General features: G+C 65.7%; 18 protein-coding genes and 1 tRNA gene. 5 read left to right on the forward strand and 14 right to left on the reverse strand.

Features of this window, described 5'->3' with window-relative positions:
• Window positions 1-130: 130 nt before the first annotated feature.
• Window positions 131-1,672, reverse strand: a complete 1,542-nt coding sequence (locus XH93_RS40615) for an aspartate ammonia-lyase (RefSeq protein WP_194471748.1) — start codon at window positions 1,670-1,672, stop codon at window positions 131-133.
• A 381-nt stretch (window positions 1,673-2,053) separates the two neighbouring features.
• On the opposite strand from XH93_RS40615, the gene XH93_RS40620 reads away from it, so the two are divergent.
• Window positions 2,054-2,764 (forward strand): hypothetical protein, encoded by a 711-nt coding sequence (locus tag XH93_RS40620; RefSeq protein ID WP_139858469.1) that lies wholly within the window; start codon window positions 2,054-2,056, stop codon window positions 2,762-2,764.
• Window positions 2,765-3,137: 373 nt separating this feature from the next.
• Here XH93_RS40620 and XH93_RS40625 read toward each other — a convergent pair whose 3' ends face one another.
• From XH93_RS40625 to XH93_RS40635, 3 genes are all read right to left on the reverse strand, one after another.
• Complete coding sequence (locus XH93_RS40625) at window positions 3,138-3,989, reverse strand: tetratricopeptide repeat protein (protein WP_371814878.1); 852 nt, start codon at window positions 3,987-3,989, stop codon at window positions 3,138-3,140.
• 109 nt (window positions 3,990-4,098) lie between these two features.
• Entirely contained in the window at window positions 4,099-5,310 is a 1,212-nt protein-coding gene (locus tag XH93_RS40630; protein WP_194471749.1) for a CaiB/BaiF CoA-transferase family protein, read from the reverse strand.
• A gap of 2 nt (window positions 5,311-5,312) precedes the next feature.
• Window positions 5,313-6,080 carry an enoyl-CoA hydratase/isomerase family protein gene (locus XH93_RS40635; protein WP_139481802.1) on the reverse strand — a complete coding sequence of 256 codons (768 nt, stop codon included), beginning with the start codon at window positions 6,078-6,080 and terminating at the stop codon, window positions 5,313-5,315.
• A gap of 240 nt (window positions 6,081-6,320) precedes the next feature.
• Between XH93_RS40635 and XH93_RS40640 the strand changes: the two genes are divergently transcribed.
• On the forward strand, window positions 6,321-7,397 hold the full coding sequence (locus XH93_RS40640) for an AraC family transcriptional regulator (RefSeq protein WP_194471750.1): 1,077 nt from the start codon (window positions 6,321-6,323) through the stop codon (window positions 7,395-7,397).
• On the opposite strand, the gene XH93_RS40645 is transcribed toward XH93_RS40640, so the two are convergent.
• The 8 genes from XH93_RS40645 to XH93_RS40680 form a co-directional block, all read right to left on the reverse strand.
• Window positions 7,360-7,512, reverse strand: a complete 153-nt coding sequence (locus XH93_RS40645; RefSeq protein ID WP_194471751.1) for a hypothetical protein — start codon at window positions 7,510-7,512, stop codon at window positions 7,360-7,362. The two genes, XH93_RS40640 and XH93_RS40645, sit on opposite strands and share 38 nt — an antisense overlap.
• A gap of 15 nt (window positions 7,513-7,527) precedes the next feature.
• Complete coding sequence (gene fahA / locus XH93_RS40650) at window positions 7,528-8,883, reverse strand: fumarylacetoacetase (protein WP_194471752.1); 1,356 nt, start codon at window positions 8,881-8,883, stop codon at window positions 7,528-7,530.
• 37 nt (window positions 8,884-8,920) lie between these two features.
• Window positions 8,921-10,615 carry a cation/acetate symporter ActP gene (gene actP / locus XH93_RS40655; RefSeq protein ID WP_194471753.1) on the reverse strand — a complete coding sequence of 565 codons (1,695 nt, stop codon included), beginning with the start codon at window positions 10,613-10,615 and terminating at the stop codon, window positions 8,921-8,923.
• Window positions 10,612-10,929 carry a DUF485 domain-containing protein gene (locus XH93_RS40660; protein ID WP_194471754.1) on the reverse strand — a complete coding sequence of 106 codons (318 nt, stop codon included), beginning with the start codon at window positions 10,927-10,929 and terminating at the stop codon, window positions 10,612-10,614. The genes actP and XH93_RS40660 overlap by 4 nt, the downstream gene beginning before the upstream one ends.
• A 369-nt stretch (window positions 10,930-11,298) precedes the next feature.
• Window positions 11,299-12,204: a dioxygenase gene (locus XH93_RS40665; RefSeq protein ID WP_194475528.1), complete on the reverse strand. Its 906-nt coding sequence runs from the start codon at window positions 12,202-12,204 to the stop codon at window positions 11,299-11,301.
• Window positions 12,205-12,295: 91 nt separating this feature from the next.
• Window positions 12,296-13,903, reverse strand: coding sequence for a 4-hydroxyphenylacetate 3-hydroxylase family protein (locus XH93_RS40670; RefSeq protein WP_194471755.1), 1,608 nt, complete (start codon window positions 13,901-13,903; stop codon window positions 12,296-12,298).
• A 3-nt stretch (window positions 13,904-13,906) separates the two neighbouring features.
• The gene (locus XH93_RS40675) at window positions 13,907-14,323 is read right to left on the reverse strand and encodes an ester cyclase (protein ID WP_194471756.1); all 417 of its coding nucleotides are present in this window, start codon (window positions 14,321-14,323) and stop codon (window positions 13,907-13,909) included.
• Between the two features lie 2 nt (window positions 14,324-14,325).
• The gene (locus XH93_RS40680) at window positions 14,326-14,925 is read right to left on the reverse strand and encodes a flavin reductase family protein (protein ID WP_194471757.1); all 600 of its coding nucleotides are present in this window, start codon (window positions 14,923-14,925) and stop codon (window positions 14,326-14,328) included.
• Between the two features lie 336 nt (window positions 14,926-15,261).
• Here XH93_RS40680 and XH93_RS40685 point away from each other — a divergent pair, with 336 nt between their 5' ends.
• Complete coding sequence (locus XH93_RS40685) at window positions 15,262-16,260, forward strand: LysR family transcriptional regulator (protein ID WP_210340431.1); 999 nt, start codon at window positions 15,262-15,264, stop codon at window positions 16,258-16,260.
• Between the two features lie 45 nt (window positions 16,261-16,305).
• Here XH93_RS40685 and XH93_RS40690 read toward each other — a convergent pair.
• Both XH93_RS40690 and XH93_RS40695 read right to left on the reverse strand, forming a co-directional pair.
• Window positions 16,306-16,382 (reverse strand) — tRNA-Arg (locus tag XH93_RS40690).
• 115 nt (window positions 16,383-16,497) lie between these two features.
• A complete protein-coding gene (locus tag XH93_RS40695) occupies window positions 16,498-18,003 on the reverse strand; it encodes an NAD(P)/FAD-dependent oxidoreductase (RefSeq protein WP_194471758.1) in 1,506 nt (501 codons plus the stop codon).
• A gap of 77 nt (window positions 18,004-18,080) precedes the next feature.
• Here XH93_RS40695 and XH93_RS40700 point away from each other — a divergent pair, with 77 nt between their 5' ends.
• Together XH93_RS40700 and XH93_RS40705 are read left to right on the forward strand one after the other, a co-directional pair.
• Complete coding sequence (locus XH93_RS40700; RefSeq protein ID WP_194471759.1) at window positions 18,081-18,719, forward strand: TetR/AcrR family transcriptional regulator; 639 nt, start codon at window positions 18,081-18,083, stop codon at window positions 18,717-18,719.
• 216 nt (window positions 18,720-18,935) lie between these two features.
• On the forward strand, window positions 18,936-20,033 hold the full coding sequence (locus XH93_RS40705) for a helix-turn-helix transcriptional regulator (protein WP_194471760.1): 1,098 nt from the start codon (window positions 18,936-18,938) through the stop codon (window positions 20,031-20,033).
• Window positions 20,034-20,048 lie beyond the last annotated feature (15 nt).

Raw genomic sequence — 20,048 nt, forward strand, 5'->3', positions numbered from 1 at the left:
GTGGGGGTGTCTCCGCGAGTCGTGTCGTGGAGAGAGCCCCCACCCGGATTGCATCCGAGGATGCAATCCGACCTCCCCCGCAAGCGGGAGAGGTGAATCGAGTTCGCGGGGCGGACTTACTCGAATCCGCTCACGTCTTTGGCCCCGGCGCGCCCTGGCGGCGCGCCGGACGCGTCATGGCTTCCAACTCGAGCAGCTGGTTGAGCTGCTCCTCGGTCAACAGCTTCTCCTCCAGCACGATGTCGGCGACCGAGCGGTTCTCCTGCAGCGCGCGGCGGGCGACGCGCGAACTCGCCTCATAGCCGAGACTGGGCGCCAGCGCGGTGATCAGGCCGATCGAGCCCTGCACCAGGCTGCGGCAGCGCTCGCGGTCGGCCTCGATGCCCTCGACGCAGCGCTTTGTCAGCGTGTCGACCGCCGCGGTCAGCATCCGCAGCGAGCTCAGCACGCAATAGCCGATGGTCGGCTCGAACGCGTTGAGCTGCAATTGCCCGCCCTCGGCGCACATCGTCACCGTGAGATCGTGCCCGATCACCAGGAAGGCGACCTGGTTGACCACCTCGGGGATCACCGGATTGACCTTGCCGGGCATGATCGAGGAGCCGGCCTGCACCGCCGGCAGCCGGATCTCGCCGATGCCGGTGCGCGGCCCCGACGACAACAGCCGCAGATCGTTGCAGATCTTCGAGACCTTGACCGCAACGCGCTTGAGCACACCGGAGAACAGCACGAAGGCGCCGAGGTCGGAGGTCGCCTCGATCAGGTTGGAGGCGAGCACCATCGGCTGGCCCGACAACCGCGCCAATTCCTCCACCGCAAGCGCGGCATAGCGCGGATCGGCATTGATGCCGGTGCCGATCGCGGTGGCGCCGAGATTGACCTCGCGGAACAGGCTCGAGATCTCGTTGAGCCGCGCGACGTCCTCCTTCACCGTGACGTGGAAGGCGTCGAACTCCTGGCCGAGCGTCATCGGCACCGCGTCCTGCAGCTGGGTGCGGCCCATCTTCAGGACGTCGGCGAACTCCACTGCCTTGCCCTTGAACGCGTAGGCGAGATCGTCCAGCGCGCGCACCAGCGGCTGGGTGGCGAAGATCACTGCGAGCCGCAGCGCGGTCGGATAGGCGTCGTTGGTCGACTGCGCCATGTTGACGTCGTCGTTCGGATGCAGCGCGTGATAGTCGCCCGGCTTGCGGCCCATCAGCCGCAGCGCAACGTTGGCGATCACTTCATTGGCGTTCATGTTGGTCGAGGTGCCGGCGCCGCCCTGGATCGCGTCGACCACGAAGGATTCGGCATAGACCTTGTTGGTCGCCACCTCGACGCAGGCCGCCTCGATCGCATTGGCCTTCTCGGGGCTGAGATAGCCGAGCCGCTTGTTGGCGCGCGCCGCCGCCTGCTTCACCAGCGCCAGCGCACGGACGAATTCCGGAAAATGGCCGACCGGCACGCCGGTGATCGGAAAGTTCACCACCGCGCGCTTGGTGTGAATGCCCCACAGCGCGTTGGCCGGGACCTCGTCCTCGCCGAGCAGATCGTGCTCGGTGCGCGACTGCGCCTGCCCGATCGGCACGGTGCGGACGGTCGCGACCGCAAGTTCGCTGGGGCCGGAGCTCTCGCCCGATGGCGCCGCGGCGACTGCGGTGGTGGCGGTCTCAACCTTCGATTCGGCCATCGGTACCTCCGTTACCTCTGATGTCGCGGCATCGTTTCAACATGGCGCGTTGAGATCGCAGCCGCATTCCCCACGCGCATGATGCCCCCGGCCCCGGAACAAAGCCAATGGCGTCTCCGCCGCGGTTGCGACGTTTTGCGTGGATTGCTGGTGAAAGCCCGGCGCCGCACCTGGACGTCGCGATGTTCGCGGTTGCGAGATACCGAAGCAGTGATGCAGTCATGAGCACGGGCACGGAACGAGGCTGACGCTGCCCGCGGAACTTGAGATAGCCTGTTGTTTCCAAACATGTCTTGCCAGCCAACCACGGCTTTGTGACATTGCGGCGTGGCCCGGATCGACTAACAGCTCCACACCGACAACGAGGCAGAATTCGAAATCGTGTCCAACGCTCATGACAGCTTGACCATCACCTTCCGCTGCCCGGCGGAGCTCGAGGGCAAGATCCCGCCGCCGGTGCCGGCGACGCTGGGCCTTCCCGGCTGGCTCAAGGCGATGCCGACGCAGGCCTTCAACGCGGTCAACATGCGCGACGAGGATACCGTCAAGCGCTGCCCGCCGTTCGTCGACGCCATGACCACGGGCTTCCTGCTGCCGCTGATCTGCGACCTCAGGGTCGAGAACGGCGAGATCACCTGGGACAACGACCTCCCCACCGGCGTGCTCGACTTCCCGCGCGCGCCGATCGGTTTTCATGACGAGAGCCAGGTGACCGGCACGCCGCTGTTCGAGCCGGACCGCTTCGTGATCAAGTTTCACAATCTGTGGACCATCGAGGCGCCGGAGGGCTACTCGCTGTTCTTCACCCATCCGCTCAATCGCTTCGATTTGCCGTTCACCACGCTGAGCGGCCTGGTCGATTGCGACCTCTATCACGACAGCTGGATTCATTTCCCGGCGCGCTGGCACGACACCAGCTTCAACGGCGTGCTGCCGAAGGGCACGCCGGTCGCGCAATGCATCCCGGTCAAGCGCGACAACTGGTCCGCGCAGACCGCGGCAATGACACCGGACGAGACGCTGCGGGTGCAGGATCTGACCAAGCAGATCAGCCGCGAGCCCGGGTTGTACCGCCGGCAATTCCGGACGTAGCGGTTGTTCACGCTCAGCACGCACCGCTGGCGGTTCCGTCATCCTGAGGTGCGAGCCTCTTCGGCGAGCCTCGAAGGATCGACGGCCACCAGCCGGGCCGTGCATCCTTCGAGGCTCGCCAAAAGAGGCTCGCACCTCAGGATGACGGGGATGGTGTTGGTTTGATTCAACTGTCGAACAGCTGGCTCGGTGTCATCACCCGCGAAGGCGGGTGATCCAGTATTCCAGAGACAGCAGTGCTTGAGCAGATAGGCCGCGGCGTACTGGATCGCCCGGTCTATGTGCGCAATTGCGCACAGGCCGGGCGACGACAGTTTTGGGTGGGGGACGCCGTTTTACATTCTCGCGACGGTAGAGCCGCCGGCGCTACGGCCTAGCCCGGCTCGCTCAAAAACTTCGTGAATGCGCTGGGGCGGAAGAAGAAGCGGCCGTGCGAGGACTTGGCGAGCGCGTGGGTGGTGCGGCCGATCATGTGCGGGCGGCCGCGCAGCGCCAGGCGCAGATTGGCTTCGCCGCCGGCGCGGTCGCCCATCTCGAGCAGACAGGCGGAAAAATCGGCGCGCGTCATCGCATCGTCGGGCCGCAGCGCCAGCACCTGGCGATAGAGATCGGCGGCGCCGGCATAGTTGCCGTCGAGCAGCAGCACCCGCGCCAGCGTGGTGAGGATTTCGGGGTGCCCCGGCGCGGCGGCGCGCGCCTTTTCGAGCAGGTCGCGCGCCCGGCCGCGCTCGTTGCGCTGAAGAACCAGCCGCGCCAGCGATAGTTGCAGCTCGACGGCGCCGGACGCGAGGCCAAGCGCGTCCTCGATGACACCAATCGCCTCGTCGAGGCGTCCGGCCGCGGACAGCTGACCGGCTAGTTCCTGAAACGCGGGAAAGAACGGCGGCCGGCGCGCGGTGGTCTTGCGTAACAGCTCGATCGCCTCGCGGCCGCGTCCGGCCCCGCCCAGCGCCGCGCCAAGCAGGGTCTCGACACCGGCATCCTCGAGGCGCCGCGCGATCCGCTCCAGCGGCGCGATCGCCTCCGCGCCGCGGTTCTGCGCCAGCAGCGCCCGGGCCAGGATGGTGGCGGCGCCGGCATCGGTCCGGCTCGCCTTCAGGAGTTCGCCGGCAATCCGCTCGGCCTCGGCGAACTGCCCCATCTGCAGCGCCAGCGCGGCGCGTTGCAGGGCGGGGGACGGAGTTTGACCGCGATGAGCAGTCGGCGGCGGCGGAGGTTTTGGCATGCGGCTCGTGATGGAATCGTCGTTTCGGCGGTTAGCATCGCCCGGACGACGACGTCCAGCAACAGTCGCGTGATGGGGCGCTTCGAAGTGCTGCCCCGGAAACGTCCTCCTATCGCTTGCTGAGCAGGATGTTGCGCTGCTGCAGATCCCTGATCCGCTCCGGCGCGACGTCGAGCTGGCCGAGGATGTCTTCATTGTGCTCGCCCTGATAGGCCGGCACGCCGGGGGACGGCAGTTCGGAGCGGCTGAAGATCCAGGGATTGCCGGGCATGCGGACCAGCCCGCCGGCGCGGTCATCGACCTCGACCACGGCGTTCCACTCTTTCGCCCAGTCGGTCTCCACGAACTCATTGACGGTGCGCACGCGCCCGACCGCGAGCCCGGCTTCGCTGACCTGCGCCTGCAACTGCTCGAGATTCTCGAACGTGGTGATCCAGGCGCGGATGTCAGCGAGCAGCGGCGCGAGGTTCTGCCGGCGCAGGCTCGCGGTGGCATAGCGCGGATCGGCGAGCAGATCGCTTCGCCGCATCATCGCGCAATAGCGCGTGAACATCGGCGAATAGATCGGGCTGGCGGCGATCGTCAGGCGGGTGCCGTCGGACATCTCAAATATGTGCGACTCATTGGCGGACAGCGCGATCGGCTCGCCGTCGGTGTCGATGCCCGACATCATCGCGCCGGCGCGCTCATTGACCGACAGCATCGTCGCGGCCATCGACACATCGATGTGCTGTCCCTCGCCGGTGCGGTTGCGATGCTGAAGCGCGGCGAGCACGGCGATGACGCCCTGCAGCCCGGTATAGACATCGGCATGGCTACAGGAATCGCCGCGCGGCTCGGACAGCGCCGCGCCGAAATGATCCTGCACGATCGAGGTCAGCCCGGTCTCGGCCTGCACCGTCGGCGCAAAGGCCGGACGATTGCGCCAGGAGGTCGACTGCCCGTAGCCGCTGAGCGAGACATAGATGATGCCGGGATTGAAGGCGCGGACGTCGTCGTAGCTGAAGCCGAACCGCGCCAAGGTGCCGGGACGAAAGTTCTCGACGATGACGTCGGCATCCCTGCACAGGCGGGTGACGATTTCGCGCGCCTCCGCGTAGTTGAGGTCGATGCTGAGATTCCGCTTGCCGGCGTTCTGCTGCACGAAATAGAGACCCATGCCGCTGACGAACGGCAGTCCGGCGCGGCCGATGTCGCCGGACGGCGGCTCGATCTTGGTGACGTCGGCGCCGAGATCGCGCAGCGCCTTGGTGCAATGCGGACCAGCCAATACGCGGGTGAAATCGACCACCCGCAATCCCTGAAGAGGCGCAGCCGACATCGTCAGTCTCCCTCGAAGACGGCGGTTGCCGGGCCGGAGGCGAAAAAGGCATCGGCGCCGCGCTGGCGATCCTTGGTCTTCCAGATCATGTCGTTGATCTCGACCTGTCGCGCGTCGGCGGCGGCGACGCCGCCGCGCGCCTGCAGGTTCGCCTGCATCTTGACGCCGGCGATGACCTTGGTCGGGCCGGCGGCGAGCTGCCGCGCCATGGTCATCGATGACGCGCCCAATTCCGCTTCCGGCACGACGAGATTGATGATGCCCCAGCGTTCGAACGCCTCGGGCGTGTGACGGCGGCCGAGCATCGCGATCTCCTTGGCGCGGGCGATGCCGGCGCGTTGCGCGATGCGCTGCGTGCCGCCGAGCAACGGCAGCAATCCGACTGCGACCTCGACCTGGCCGAGGAACGCGGTATTCGCCGCTATGATCATGTCGCAGGTCAAGGCGAGCTCGAGCCCGCCGCCGAGCACACCGCCATTGACGGCCGCGACCGTCGGGACCGGCACATCCTCGAGACTGCGCCAGATCGCTTCGAGCCCGGCCTGGTCGGTGTGCAGCTTGGTGCCGGTTCCCCACGAGGCCATCTCCGCGCCGGCGCAGAAGTGCCGCATCGCGCTGCGCAGCAGGATGGCGCGGCAACCGGCCGCGACCACCGCGTGGTAGGCGCCGACCAGATCCCTGATGAGCTGGTCGTCGAGCAAATTATGCGGCGGCTTCGCCAGCGTGACCACGCCGACCTTGCCGTCCATCTCGTGAAGTACTGTCGCCATCGGGTTCCCTCCGCTCGATGCAAAAGCCGGCCAGCCGCGCTCTCGACGCGGCGGGCGGACGTCTCCTCGTTGCAGGCTGCCTTGCTCGCGTCCCGCTGTTCTGATGATTTGAATGTCGCCCGTCATAACAAGCGTGACAACGTCAAGCTCTGCCAATTATGATGTCGAAAATTGCCAAGCGGCCGGAAGAGCCGCTCGTCGGCCTGTCAATCTGTGCCAGACGGAGGTGGAGGACGTGCCATGAAGCCGATCAAGATCGTGATGCCGATCTCGAGCGATCCCGATGCGCCGACGCAGAGCCTGCTCGGCCTCGGCGCGCTGGCCGCCGAGCTGGCGGCGGAAGGCGTGTCGGTGCGCGAGCTGTTTGCACGGACCGGCCTCGACGCTTCCCAGCTCGAGGATCCCCATGCCCGCATCTCGCACCGCCAGCGGCTGGCGATCTACCGCAACGCGATGCGGCTGGCGAAGCGATCCGACATCGGACTGCTCGCCGGCGCCCGGCAGCGCATCAGCGACTACGGCATCTACGGCTATGCGCTGGTCTCCAGCCGGACGTTCGGCGAAGCGCTGATGTTTTCGCTCGATCACATCACCATGGCCGGCCCGGCGGTGCGGCAGATCAGCTTCCGGATCGAGCAAGGGACGACCGCGATCCTGCGCAGCCATGGGCTCGACCCGCTCGGCGACCTGCTGCCGTTCGCCGCGGAATTCTGGCGCAGCTCGATGACCGCGGTGTTCAGCCGCATCCTCGAGTCGCCGTTCCCGAGCAAGCGGATGATCTTTCCTTTTCCCGCGCCCGTGCACTGGCGCAATTATGAGCGGATGTTCAACTGCCCGATCGACTTCGGCGCCGATCGCATGGAATGGCATTTCGACGCCAAGGTGCTCGATCTGCCCTGCCCCAACGCCAACCCGATCACCGCGAAGATCTGCCAGCAGCTCTGCGACGTCGTCATGACCGAGCGGCCCGGCGAATCCGAGCTGGTCAGGCGGATCAGAGCCGCCTGTCTCAACAGTCCGAACCGATTTGCCGGCGCGCCGGAGATCGCATCGCAGCTCGGGCTATCGCTACGAACCTTCCACCGCAGGCTGGCGGAGGACGGGCAGTCGTTCCAGTCGATCGTCGACGGGATGCGGCGGTCGATTGCGACGGAGCTGCTCGAGAACACCCATCTGGCCATCGACCAGGTCGCCGAGCGGGTCGGCTTCGCCGACGCCACCAGCTTCCGCAAGGCGTTCAAGAAGTGGACCAACCGCTCGCCGTCGGACTTCCGTCACCCTACAGCGCAGCGGGCAGCAGCATCGCCAGACGCGTGACCAACAGCAGCGACAGCCCGACCGCCAAGGTCAGGAGCTGTCCGAAGCGGACATCGTCCGGGTCGACGGCCGCGTTCTGAAGGTGTGCGTGGATGAGCAGAGATTGGCATTCCATATCAGCCTCCCGCTGTCAGGCATGGTTGCTTCCGGCAATCACGGCGTCGGCGGGCCCGATCCTGCCTACGCATGAGCCGAACCCGATGCTCGCAAAACCTTCCCGGCTGCAGCGGCCGCGGAAGGTGACCTCGTCGCCGTCCTCGAGAAAGCCGCGGCGCTCGCCGTTCGGAAGCACGGCCGGCCGCGATCCGGCCGCGGTGAACTCGAGCATGCTCGAAAGCTGCGCCGGACTCGGCCCCGAAATGGTGCCGGTGCCGATCAGGTCGCCCGGCTGCAGATTGCAGCCGTTGATGCTGTGGTGCGCGACCATCTGCGCCGGCGTCCAATACAGGTATTTGGCATTGGAGCTGAGAATCGCCGCGGCGGGCTGGTTTGCGGCGCGCATCTGCGCGGTCGAGAGCAGGACCTCGAGATGAACATCCAATCCGCCGTGCGATTGATCGGCCGTGTCGAACAGATAATCGAGCGGACGCGGATCGCCGTCCGGGCGCGCCAGCGCCGCGACGCGGAACGGCGCCAGCGCATCCGACGTGACGACCCACGGCGACACCGAGGTGGCAAAGCTCTTGCTGAGGAACGGCCCGAGCGGAAACATCTCCCAGCGCTGGATGTCGCGCGCCGACCAGTCGTTCAGCAGCGAATAGCCGACGATCTGCTGCGATGCCTCGGCGATCGGGACGGGATTGCCGAGCCTGTTGCCTGCAGCGAGGTAGAAGCCCATCTCGAGCTCGAAATCCAGCCGTTCGCACGGGCCGAAGCCCGGCGCGGCGCCCGCCACCGTCGGCGGACGCTGCCCGAGCGGCCGCCGCACGATTCCGCGCCCGACCTGCACCGACGAGGCCCGGCCGTGATAGGCGATCGGCACCCATTTGTAGTTCGCGGGCAGCGGATTTTCCGGCGTCAGCAGCGCGCCCGCCGCCTGCGCATGATAGATGCCGGCGTAGAAGTCCGTGTAGTTCGAGACGCGTGTGGGCAGATGCAGCGTTGCGTCGGCGAGCGGCGTCAGCAGTTCGGAGGCGCGGCGCCTGGTGTCGTTGGCCGCGCTGCCCTGGCCAAGCAGATCGGCGGCGCGGCGACGCAGCTCCCGCATCGCCACAGGTCCGAGCGCGAACAGCGCATTGAGCGTGCCTTGCTGCAGCGCCTGGCGGATCGGCGCCGCGAGGCGCTCATCCGAACCGAGCACCCGCTTCAGGTCGAAGACGAAATCTCCGATGGCCGTACCGATCCGCGGCTGCGGATCGGCCGTGGTGCCGAAGATGCCGAGCGGCAGATTCTGGATCGGGAAGTCGGTCGCGCCGCCGTTTGCCGTCTCGACAAAGCTCCGCCGTGCCGGGTCGTGGGTCTCGTCGAGTTGAATCGCGTTGGTCATGCCGTCTTCCAGGTTCCTCGATCCGTGCCATCCATTGTCACGAGGCCGCGGCGGCGAGAGCCGGGCGTTCGCTGGCCAAAACCGTTCCGATCTCGGATTGGATGAACTGCGCCGCAAACGCCTCGCGCTCGCGCGCCGCGCGCTCGCTGCGGTCCGTCACCGAGAACAGCCAGACGAACAGGAAGGCGAGCGGCATCGAGACCAGCGCCGGATTGTCGTAAGGGAACAGCGCAGTCGGGAAGCCGAGGACGGCGACCCAGACCGTCTTGCTCAGCACGACCAGCACGACCGATGCGACGAGGCCAGCGAGGCCGCCCGCGACGGCGCCGCGCGTCGTGGTGCCGCGCCAGAACATCGCCATCGCCAGCACCGGGAAGTTGCAGCTCGCGGCCACCGACAACGCAAGTCCCGCCATGAACGCCACGTTCTGGTTCTCGAAGGCGTAGGCCAGCAGAACCGCAACGACGCCGATCGCCATCGCCGAGATCTTCGAGACCAGCAGCTCGCGCGCTTCGGATGCCTTGCCGCCAGCCAGCACCTGGCCGTAGATGTCATGACTGACGGCGGAGGCGCCGGCGAGCGTCAGGCCGGCGACGACGGCCAGGATGGTCGCGAATGCCACTGCGGAGATGAATCCGAGCAGCAGCGGACCGCCCATCGCGTGGGCGAGATGGATCGACGCCATGTTCGGCCCGCCGATCAGATCGGCGATCTTGTTAAACTGCCCGGATGCCGCGACATTGAAATAGCTGGGATCGGCCATCAGGATCGCCGCGGCGGCAAAGCCCAGCACCGGAATGATCCAGCAGAAATAGGCGATGCAGGCCGTCGCATAGAACACGGATTTGCGGGCGGCCGCGGCATCCCTCACCGTGAAGAACCGCATCAGGATATGCGGCAGGCCGGCAGTGCCGAACACCAAAGCGAGGCCGAGCGAGGTCGCCGACACCGGCTCGGCAAACAGTCCGCCGGGGACGAGAATGGCGGCTCCCTTGGGATGGATGCTGCTCGCGGCCGCAAGCAGCCGCCCGAGGCTGAAGTCGAAATGCCACAGCGCAGCCAGCGCGAGCAGCGTTCCGCCGCACAGCAGCAGCACGGCCTTGGTGATCTGCACCCAGGTGGTGGCCTGCATGCCACCGACGATGACGTAAAGGATCATCAGCACGCCGACGCCGAGCACGGCGAAGATGTAGTTGATGCCGAACAAGAGCTGGATCACCTTGCCGGCGCCGATCAGCTGCGCGATCAGGTAGAACAGCACGACGACGAGGCTTCCGGTCGCGGCAACGAGGCGGACCGGCGTCCGCTGCAGGCGAAACGCCGCCGCATCCGCGAAGGTATAGCTGCCGAGGTTGCGCATGCGCTCCGACATCAGGAACAGCACGATCGGCCATCCCGTGAGAAACCCAAGCGCGTAGATGAAGCCGTCGAAGCCGTTGGCGTAAACCAGCGCGGAGATGCCGAGGAAGGCGGCCGCCGACAGGAAATCGCCGGCGGTCGCCAGCCCGTTCTGCAGCGGCGTGATCGCGTGTCCGGCGGTGTAGAAGCCGGCCTTCGATCGCGTGCTGCCGGCCGAGCGCCAGGTGATGACGAGCGTGACGGCCACGATCGCGAGGAACATCGCGATCGCGATCCAGTCGGGCCCGCGGGCCCCCGCCGCGGGCGCCCCCTGCGCCATGGCCGCGAATGGAAACGCCACGCAAAGCGCGATCAACAGCGATCTGGCGATCATCGGCCGAGCTCCCGCTTGACGCTGCGCGCCAGTTCGTCGAAGCGCGCGTTCGAGCGCTGAACGTAGAAGCCCGTGAAGGCGATGATCGCCGCGACCATGAGAAGCGCGAGCGCGAAGCCGAGCGGCATCGCGCTGCCGGCGAAACTTGCGCCAAGCGCGGCTTTCGCGGTCGAGATCAGCGCGATGAAGCCGAAGAACATGACCAGCGTCAGGATGGACAGACCCCATCGCAGCCGCGCGCGTCCCGAGACGAGCTCCCTGAACGCGGCGTCGGCAAGGATTTTTCGCGTGCGGTCCGGCGACAGGTGCAGCATCCGATTCCTCCCTCGGAGACATTTGCTGATCGCCGTGCCGATCCGCGTGCGTTGCGCCGCGGAGATTCAGGGCTCGGGGTGTCTCCTCTCCAGGCTCGGAGCATCAGAATCCGGATCGCGTCCGGCAAGGTGATATCCTGCCAAACTCCGGGTGATTTCATGCCATGGCGGGGCGTCGACAAAGGCGCACAACGCGGCATCCAGTCTCGGTGTCATCACCCGCGAAAGCGGGTGATCCAGTATTCCAGAGACAGCAGTGGGTAAGCCGAGAAGCCTCGGCGTACTGGGTCGCCCGGTCAAGCCGGGCGACGACAGTGTGAATGGGGATGTAGCTTGGCATCTCGCGACATGATTTGCCGAGCTTCGAGCTTAACCGGCGCCCGCGGTGAGGGGCTGCGGCAGGTGGCCGGTGCCAGGCCGAACGTGAAAGTCGTAGGTCATCGTGTACCAGGGGCCGGATGCCTTGCTTCCGTCAGGCATCACCGCGCCATCATGCCGCTCGGCCCGGCACACCAGCTCTTCCTTGACGCCGAACACGACGTCCGAGTCGAGATAATCATCGCCATCCATGAACACGTGCGTCACCAGCGGCTCGAAGCCCGATGCGTTGACCAGGAAATGAACGTGAGCCGGCCGCATGGCGTGGCGGTTTGAGGCGCGGATCAGTTCGCCAACCGGCCCATCGGTCGGGATCGGATAGCTGCATGGCAGGATGGTGCGGAACGAGAACAGGCCGGCTGCATCGGTTCTGAAGCGCGCGCGCAACGAACCGTCGCCCGTAGCGTGCGTCGGCCTCTGCGTGTCGTAAAATCCCTCATCGTCGGCGTGCCACACGTCGACGATCGCGTTCGCGACTGGCACGCCGTTGGGAGCGGTGACGCGCGCAGTCACGAACATCGGCTTGCCGTTCAGTCCGGCAGATATGTCGCTGCCATCAGGCACGTCCTTGTGCTCGCCGACATAGAAGGGCCCAAGCACGGTGGTCTCGGTGGCGCCCTCCCTTTCCCGGTGATTCACCGCATCGACCAGCATCGACACGCCGAGCACATCGGACAACAGGATGAACTCCTGACGTGTCGGCGTACATTTCTGACCTGTGCGCGTCAGAAAGTCGATCGCCGAGTTCCATTCCTCGAACGTCAGGTCGGTCCTGCGCACGAAATCGTGCAACGTGGTCACGAGCTCGACCAGCAACGATCTCTGCCGCGCATTCGGTGTCTGCGAAAAGCTCTCGACGACCCGCTTGGTCAGCAGGCGATCATCAAACCGAGTCATGGAGGGATCCCCGGAGAGGTTCATTGCAGTATCGCGGGACGGATTTTCCGTCTCGCGCCCCGGGACGGCGAACCGTCCCGGGGCGCAGATGTCAGTTCGCGGCAGCCGCAGCCGGCTTCTTCTCGCCGTCGCGGCCAATGTAGCCGTCGTGCACGTCCTGGGCCTTGGCGTAATCGGGCTGGAAGCGGACGCTGGCGTAGTGCGAGGCCTTTTCGGCCTCCTGCGCGCGCTTGCCTAATTCCGCGGTGTCGCCGAAGCCGAGCACCTGGCGCGCCAGTTCGGTGAGCGGGCCGTCGACCTGGTACTCCGTGCGTTGCATCGTCAGCAGGTTGATGAGATACAGCGGCGTTCCGTTGAACTTCTCGAACATCTCATGCCGGCTGCCCCACTCGGTGAGGAAGCGCTCGCTGATCTGCCGGAAGATCTTGATCCGGTCATGCGCGCTGATCTCGGCGCCGCGCAGCGCTTCCGCCAGCTTGGGCCCGATGTAGGGATCCTCCAGCTCGCGCTTGGAGGGCTGAATGACCACGCCCCGGCCGCAGAAATCGATCAGCGTGTTGACCATCTTGTGCTGGTGCTCGAGATAGTAGGCGCGGCCGAAGTCGATGTAGATATTGTTGGGCTTGTACAGCCCGCCGGGGGTGGCGAAGCCGGTTTCCTCGGCGGCGATCATGAAGGCGCGGCAGGTCTCGCGGAAGCGGATCAATTCCGCAAGCTGCGCCTGGACGACCGGATTTGCCGTCGTGCCCAGCGACTGCGTGAGCAGCAGCGCAAGCCCGACCATCAGCTCGGCATGAACGCAATGACGAATCTGGGTTTCCAGATGCACCCAGTCGAATTGCCGCTGCGGATACCATTTGGCGTGGTCGGGATTGCCGATGTGCTGCACTTGAGCCCACGGGATCAGCACGTCGTCGAAATACACCATCGCATCGAGCTCGTCGCCGATGGTGGCCAGCGGACGATCATAGGGATCGGCGTCGGGCTCGGCATTCGACTTGCGCGCGACCACCGAGATGCCCTTGGTCGCGATCGGCACCAAAGCGTAGACGGTCTGCTCGGACGTCTGCCCGGGGCGCCACAAATTGCCGATCAGAAGATGGTTCACGAACGGCACCGACGTGCCGATCGCCTTCCAGCCGCGAACGAGAATGCCGTCGTCGCGCTCCTCGATGATCTTGAGCATCGGGGTCTCGGCCATCGCGTTGTCGCGTCCGCGATCGAACTGCACGTCGAGGAACATCGGGGAGATCGCGAGGTCCTTCGACGTCACCTCTTCCCATTGGCGCTGGATGTTCTTGGAGAGATCGCGCTTGCCGTTCTTGAAGCGCGAATTCTCCGCCCACGGCTTCTGGTCGTCGACCTGGGTGAACATGACGACGTTCATGCCGGCCGGCGGCCGCGTGAAGATGCCGCCCTTGAAGTGCCGGCAGAGGAAGTCGCAGTACTTCCGGCGCCGCACCACGTCTTCCTTCGATCGCGGCAGGAACCAGTGCATCGACTGCCGCTTGCCATTGGTGTCGACGAAGGTCGCGATATCCTGGTTCTTCGGATCGAGGTGAAGGTCGTAATACCCGGCGATCGCGTGCGCGTAGCCCTTGGTGGCCGGGTGGGTCGTGATGTCTTCGATCAGCTCGCCGCCGACGTAGACCTTTCGGCCGTCACGCAGCGACGCAAGATACTCTTTGCCGGACCTCATGCTCTAATCTCCAGTTTTGGGGGTGTTGAGTTGGCGCTGGAACGTGGCTGCATCCCAGTAGTCTCTGCTGGAGAGGATCACGCCCTCTCCCGTATGAAGGACGTGAACGCCCTGCAGTGACACTCGCTGACCGCGCGGCAGGATCGGTCCCATCTGCCCGCGCAGCGTTGCGGTCATGAGATAGGTGATCGCGACCGATCCGGAGGGATCGGTGATCTGGGCCTGCGCAGCCCAATGCGCATCGGGAAACCAGCTGAAGAATTTACTCAGCCCGTTTGCGATCTCGGTGGGGCCGCGCTTGGGCTTGCCCTGCGCGACATCCTCGTGGGTCGCATCGGACGCGTACAGTCTGGCGACCGCGTCAGCGTCGTGATCGTTGTAGGCTCGGTACAGAAGCCCGGGCAGTCCGGTCAGCGTCATGGTTACGCTCCTTCGAGAGCAGCAAAGTCGTCGATCCCGACGCCGCGCAGATACTTGCCTTCGCCGTAAAGCAGCGGGCGGCGCGACGTCGGTGCGAGGATCGACTCGATGGTCGCGATGACGACGTTGTGGCTGCCGACCGGGCGGGCTTCCGCGACCTTGCAATCGAAGCTGACGATGGAATCCCGAAGGATCGGCATCACGACCCGGCCAGGGAGCAACGCGGCCGGGACGACGTGATCGTCGACATACTTGTCCGAACCGGCGCTGGAGCAGAGCTGGGACACGTGGAGCTGCGCCTGGCTCAGCAGGTTCACGGCGAAGCGGCCGTCGCGCAAAATGTCCGACGCCGTCACGGTGCGGCTGTTGACGCAGACCAGCAGCGTCGGCGGATCCATGCAGACCGGAGTGAATGCACTCACGGTCATTCCCCACGGCCGGCCTTCGTGACGCGTGGCGATGACGGTGACGCCGCCGACCATGCGCCGCATCGCCGCCCGGAACACATCGGCGTCGGAGCCGCCTTCCAGCTCCCACGACGCCTGCCCGACGTCGCCGCTGCGTTCGCTCGGCAGCGCATATCGTGCCTCACACTCGGCCATATATCCTCCCGCCGTCCGGCATCCCGCGCCTGCGCCACGCTTGCGACTTGCTCGCTCTTGTTTGCGTGCCGCGACTGATCGCGTCCGTTGCATCGACGATCCAACGGTAGGCGCAGGGTAGAGGGAGGGTCCAATCGATATTTGAGATTCGAACTATTGGCCGCGTGGATACGGCCTTCTGCCGCATCGCGAGGGCTGCGGCTTTCGTCGGCATTCGCGGCTAGGGCATCCGTTTGGCGGGGCTTCGCGTCCCGCTAGATTGTCGCCTGTGAACGTTGATGGTATTGAACTTGCTAGCATTGAGCTCTGCCGCATTGCAGAATCTCAACCGACTCAATGCCGATGTATCGCTGCCGCCGGCAGTCAGTTCGATTTGAATGCTGCGATCCGCTCCATCGACGGGAGCCTGTTTTGAACCTGCGGAACGTTGATCTGAACCTGCTCGTCGTGCTCGATGCGCTGCTGAACGAGCGCAACGTCAGCCGCGCCGGCGAACGCATCGGCCTCAGTCAGTCCGCGGTGAGCGCTGCGCTGGCGCGGCTGCGGGACATGTTTCACGATCCGCTGCTGGTTCGCGTCGGCCGGGATCTGGCACTGACGCGCAACGCTGAAGAGCTGATCGTCCCGCTGCGCGAGACGCTCGACCGGATCGAAACCAAGCTGCTGCAGAAGCCACACTTCGATCCTGGAGCGGACGTCCGGACATTTTCCATCAGCGCGTCCGACTATGCGGGTCTGGTGCTGCTGGCGCCTCTGGTCCGCGCGGTCGCCGCCGAAGCGCCGAACGTGACGATTCACCTGCTGCCTCGCTCGCGGGATCCCGCCCGCATCCTTCAGGCGAACCAGGCCGACCTTGTCATCGAGCCGAGCGAGCTGTTCGGCGACAGCGAGTTTCTCTCTGCCGCGCTGATGAGCGATCGCTGGCTCTGCGCATTGGATGCCGACAATCCGGCGGTGCGGGAGGGCGAGATCACGCAGGAGCAGTTTCTGCGGCTGCCGCATCTGGTCTACGGCATCGGACGCGATCGACAGCTCAACCTCGCGGACCAGTATCTGGCGCAGCTCGGCATCCAGCGCCAGATCGACGTCACGGTTGAAAGCTTTCTGCTGGCGCCCTTCCTGATTCAGGGCACCCAACTGGTCACTCACGTCCTCGAACGCGCCGCCAAGCGCCTGATTCCAACGAGCAGCATTCGGCTCGTGGAATCACCCTTTGATGTGCCCGACATCCACGAGGCGATGTTCTGGCATCCGCGCCACACCACCGACCCCGGCCATCTCTGGCTGCGCGAGCGGCTCAAGGCGATCGCCAAGGAACTGGATGCGGCCGAATAGACCGACAACGCTTGGATACCCGCCAGCTTGGCATGCAGAAGGTGTTGGCGATCCCGGGAAGACTCGAACTTCCGACCTACGGTTTAGGAAACCGTCGCTCTATCCGGCTGAGCTACGGGACCGCGAACCCGGCGAAGCATGCGGGCGTGCATCCCATAGCAGAGGTGGCGCCTGATCGCCAGCCTGCGCAGACGTTCGGCGCGCATGAAGTTGCGCGGTATGCGCGTGTCCGCCGCTCTACGCGACCTGCCGGGCCTGGCTGGCGGCCGCGTTGGCCGCAGCAGCGCTTCGCGCCGGCAGGAACTCGAGCGCCTCGTCCGCGAGCGCGCCGAAGCGCAATGTCATGATGTCGAGGGCGTAGTTCTGGTACAGCCGCCACGGCCGGCGCGAGCCCTGCTTGGGGAATTTGGCGGCGGCGCGCTGGATGTAGCCGGAGGAGAAATCGACCCAGGGCAGCTCGGTGACACCAGGATCGTTGCGCCGCGGCGTCACCTGCGCGTAGCCCTTGGCCTTCATGTAGTTGAGCGTGCGGCAGACATATTCGCAAGACAGGTCGCATTTCAGCGTCCAGGACGCGTTGGTGTAGCCGAAGGCCGCGGCGAGGTTGGGCACGCCCGAATACATCAGCCCCTTGTAGTTCATGGTCTTGGAGAGATCGACGCCGGCGCCGTCGACGCTGAGCGCGAGCCCGCCGAGCACCTGCAGATCGAGGCCGGTCGCCGTCACCACGATGTCGGCGTCGAGCGCCTTGCCTGACTTCAGCTTGATGCCCTCGGGCGTAAACGTCTCGATCTGGTCCGTGATAACGGACGATGTGCCGCTGCGCAGCGATTCAAACAGGTCGCCGTTCGGCACCAGACAGAGCCGCTGGTCCCACGGATTGTAGCGCGGCGTGAAATGGGTGGCGACGTCGTAGTCGGGCCCCAGCGCGTGGCGCACGCCACCGAGGATCAGCTTCTTGACCCGCTCGGGGTCGCGCTTGCAGAGCCGGTAGAAATACATCCCGAACAGCACGTTCTTCCAGCGGGTGAGGCCGTAGGCGAGCTTTGCCGGCAGCCGGGCGCGCAGCCAGTCGGCGACCCTGTCCTTGTCCGGACGCGCCACGACATAGGTCGGCGAGCGCTGCAGCATGGTGACATGCGCGGCGGTCTTGGCCATTTCCGGCACCAGGGTCACCGCGGTGGCGCCGGAGCCGATCACCACCACCTTCTTGCCGGCATAGTCGATGTCGTCGGTCCATTTCTGCGGATGCACGACGCGGCCGGCGAAATCGGCGATGCCGGGGAAGTCGGGCGTGTAGCCCTGTTCGTATTTGTAGTAGCCGCTGCACATGAACAGGAAGCTGCAGGTCAGGCGCTCGATCGCCTTCTCAGGCCCGCGCTCGACCTCGACCGTCCATCGCGCGTCCGCTGAGGACCAGTCGGCGCTGACGACGCGGTGGTTGAAGCGGATCTTTTGGTCGATGCCGTACATCCGCGCGGTCTCGCGCACGTAATTCAGGATCGACGGGCCGTCGGCGATCGCCTTCGGCTCGGTCCACGGCCGGAACGAATAGCCGAGCGTGTACATGTCGGAGTCGGAGCGGATGCCGGGATAGCGGAACAGGTCCCAGGTGCCGCCGATGCAATCGCGGCCCTCGAGAATGGCGTAGCTGTGGTCCGGGCAGTTCTTTTGCAGATGATAGCCGGCGCCGATGCCGGAGAGGCCCGCGCCTACGATCAGCACGTCGAAATGACTGGACACGCCCGCACCTCCCGTTTTGACAATCTATCTTGTCAGATAACTTGACATCTGACAATGCCGCGTGTCAATACTTTTTCATGGGAAGCAGCCGCAAAGCCCGCCTCTATGGCGGCATGGACGCCGAGGAACGCCGCGCCGAGCGGCGGCTCAAGCTGATCGATGCGGCGGTCGAGGTCTATGGCGAGGTCGGCTATCGCGGCGCCACCGTGAAGGCGATTTGCGAAGCCGCCGAATTGACCGAGCGCTATTTCTACGAATCCTTCGCCAACAGCGAGGCGCTGCTGATCGCCGCCTACAGCCATGTCGTCGGCCATCTGCATGAGGAAATGGCGGCGGCCGCGGCAAGCGCGGGCAACGATCCCGAGGCGCGGCTGCACGCGGCGCTGACGCTGTATTTCACGCGGCTGAAGCAGCATCCGAAGCCGGCGCGGGTGTTCCTCTTGGAAATTTCCGGCATCAGTCCCGCGGTCGATGCGGTCAAGCTCGATGCACTGTGCACCTTCAGCAACATCCTGGTGCCGCCGGCGATCGATCCGAAACGCGGCGACAAGGCGTCAGCGGCCGCGCTGCTCTCGATCGGCATGGTCGGCGCGGTGATCTCGATCGCGCTGCGCTGGGTGTCGAAGGCGTATCCGCAGCCGCTCGAGGAGGTGGTCGCGACCGCGGGCAGCTTCTGCCGCGTAGCGCTGGCTGAGGCCGATCGCCACCGGGGCTAGCGTTCCGTCGCAGGAAACCACGGCGCAAAACAGCCCAAATCGGGCGATTTCGCGCCGAAAAGTCCGGGCCTGGTGAAGCAGCTCATATCCGTGGCGGTAATTTAACTTGCAAGTTGGGCGGCACCGGCTTTCCTAAGCACGGTAGCGGGCGTAAGCGAGTGCAGCGGGTTTCGTCTCGCGAAGTAAAGGGCTTCTTGCATCGGGCGGAGCTGAGCCTTGATCGACCTGCGCAGACTGGACGATGTGACTGCTGGCCTCGGCGACGTGGTGCTCGATCCCGCTGGATGGCCCTCCTTCATGGACCAGGTCTGCGCCGCCGTCGGCGCCACCGGCGCGGCGATGCTGCAGAGCGATGTCCGCACCGAGGACATTCCGCGCACCGATTCGATCACCGACTATTTCACCAGGATCTACTTCCCCACCAACCTGCATCGCACCGACATCCGCGCCGCCCGCGGGGTGCCGCTGATGATCGCCGGCACCACCGTGATCACCGACGGCGATCTGTTCGAGTCGGAAGCCGAGATGCTGCGCGATCCGCTCTACGCCACGCTCGGCGAGTTCGGGCTGAAATGGTTTGCCGGCGTCGGCTTCCACGCCGGCCCGGCGCTGTGGGCGCTGACCATCCAGCGCTCGCCGAAGGAAGGCATGTTCGAGGCCGACGAGATCAAGGCGCTGGCGAGAATATCGGGACGGCTCACCGAAGCCGCGACGCTGTCCACCATCGCCGGCCGCGCCGCATTGTCGGGCGTCACCAGCGCGCTCGACCTGATTCAGGTCGCGGCGATTGCCGTCGGCCGCTTCGGCGCCATCATCGGCATGAACAGCCAGGCCGAGGCCTGCCTCGGCCCCGAGCTTGCGATCCGCAACAATCGCCTGACGCTGCGCGACCGCCAGGCCAATGCCGACCTGACGCGGCTGATCGATCAGCTGGCCCACAGCTCGGACCTGCAGCCAATGCCGTCATCGCCGATCGTGGTGCGCAGGATCGACAAGCGGCCGATCGTGATCCAGATGCAGCCGGTGCTGCCGGCAGCGCGCTCGCCGTTCCTAGGCGCCCGCGCGATCCTCTTGATCCGCGACCTCGAAGGCAATCCCGCATTCGACCAGGCGCTGCTCGCCGCGACCTTCGAACTGACGCCGGCGCAGGCGCGCCTCGCGACGCGGCTTGCGCGCGGCGATTCGGTCGAGGATGCGGCCGTGCAGGCCGGCGTTGCGCTCGCCACCGCGCGCAATCAGTTGAAGGCGATCTTCCAGAAAACCGGCACGCACCGGCAGGCGGAACTGGTGGCGCTGCTGCACAAGGTGAAGTGAAGGATTCGACACGAA

Source organism: Bradyrhizobium sp. CCBAU 51753, assembly GCF_015291565.1.
Classification (GTDB): Bacteria; Pseudomonadota; Alphaproteobacteria; order Rhizobiales; family Xanthobacteraceae; genus Bradyrhizobium; species Bradyrhizobium ivorense.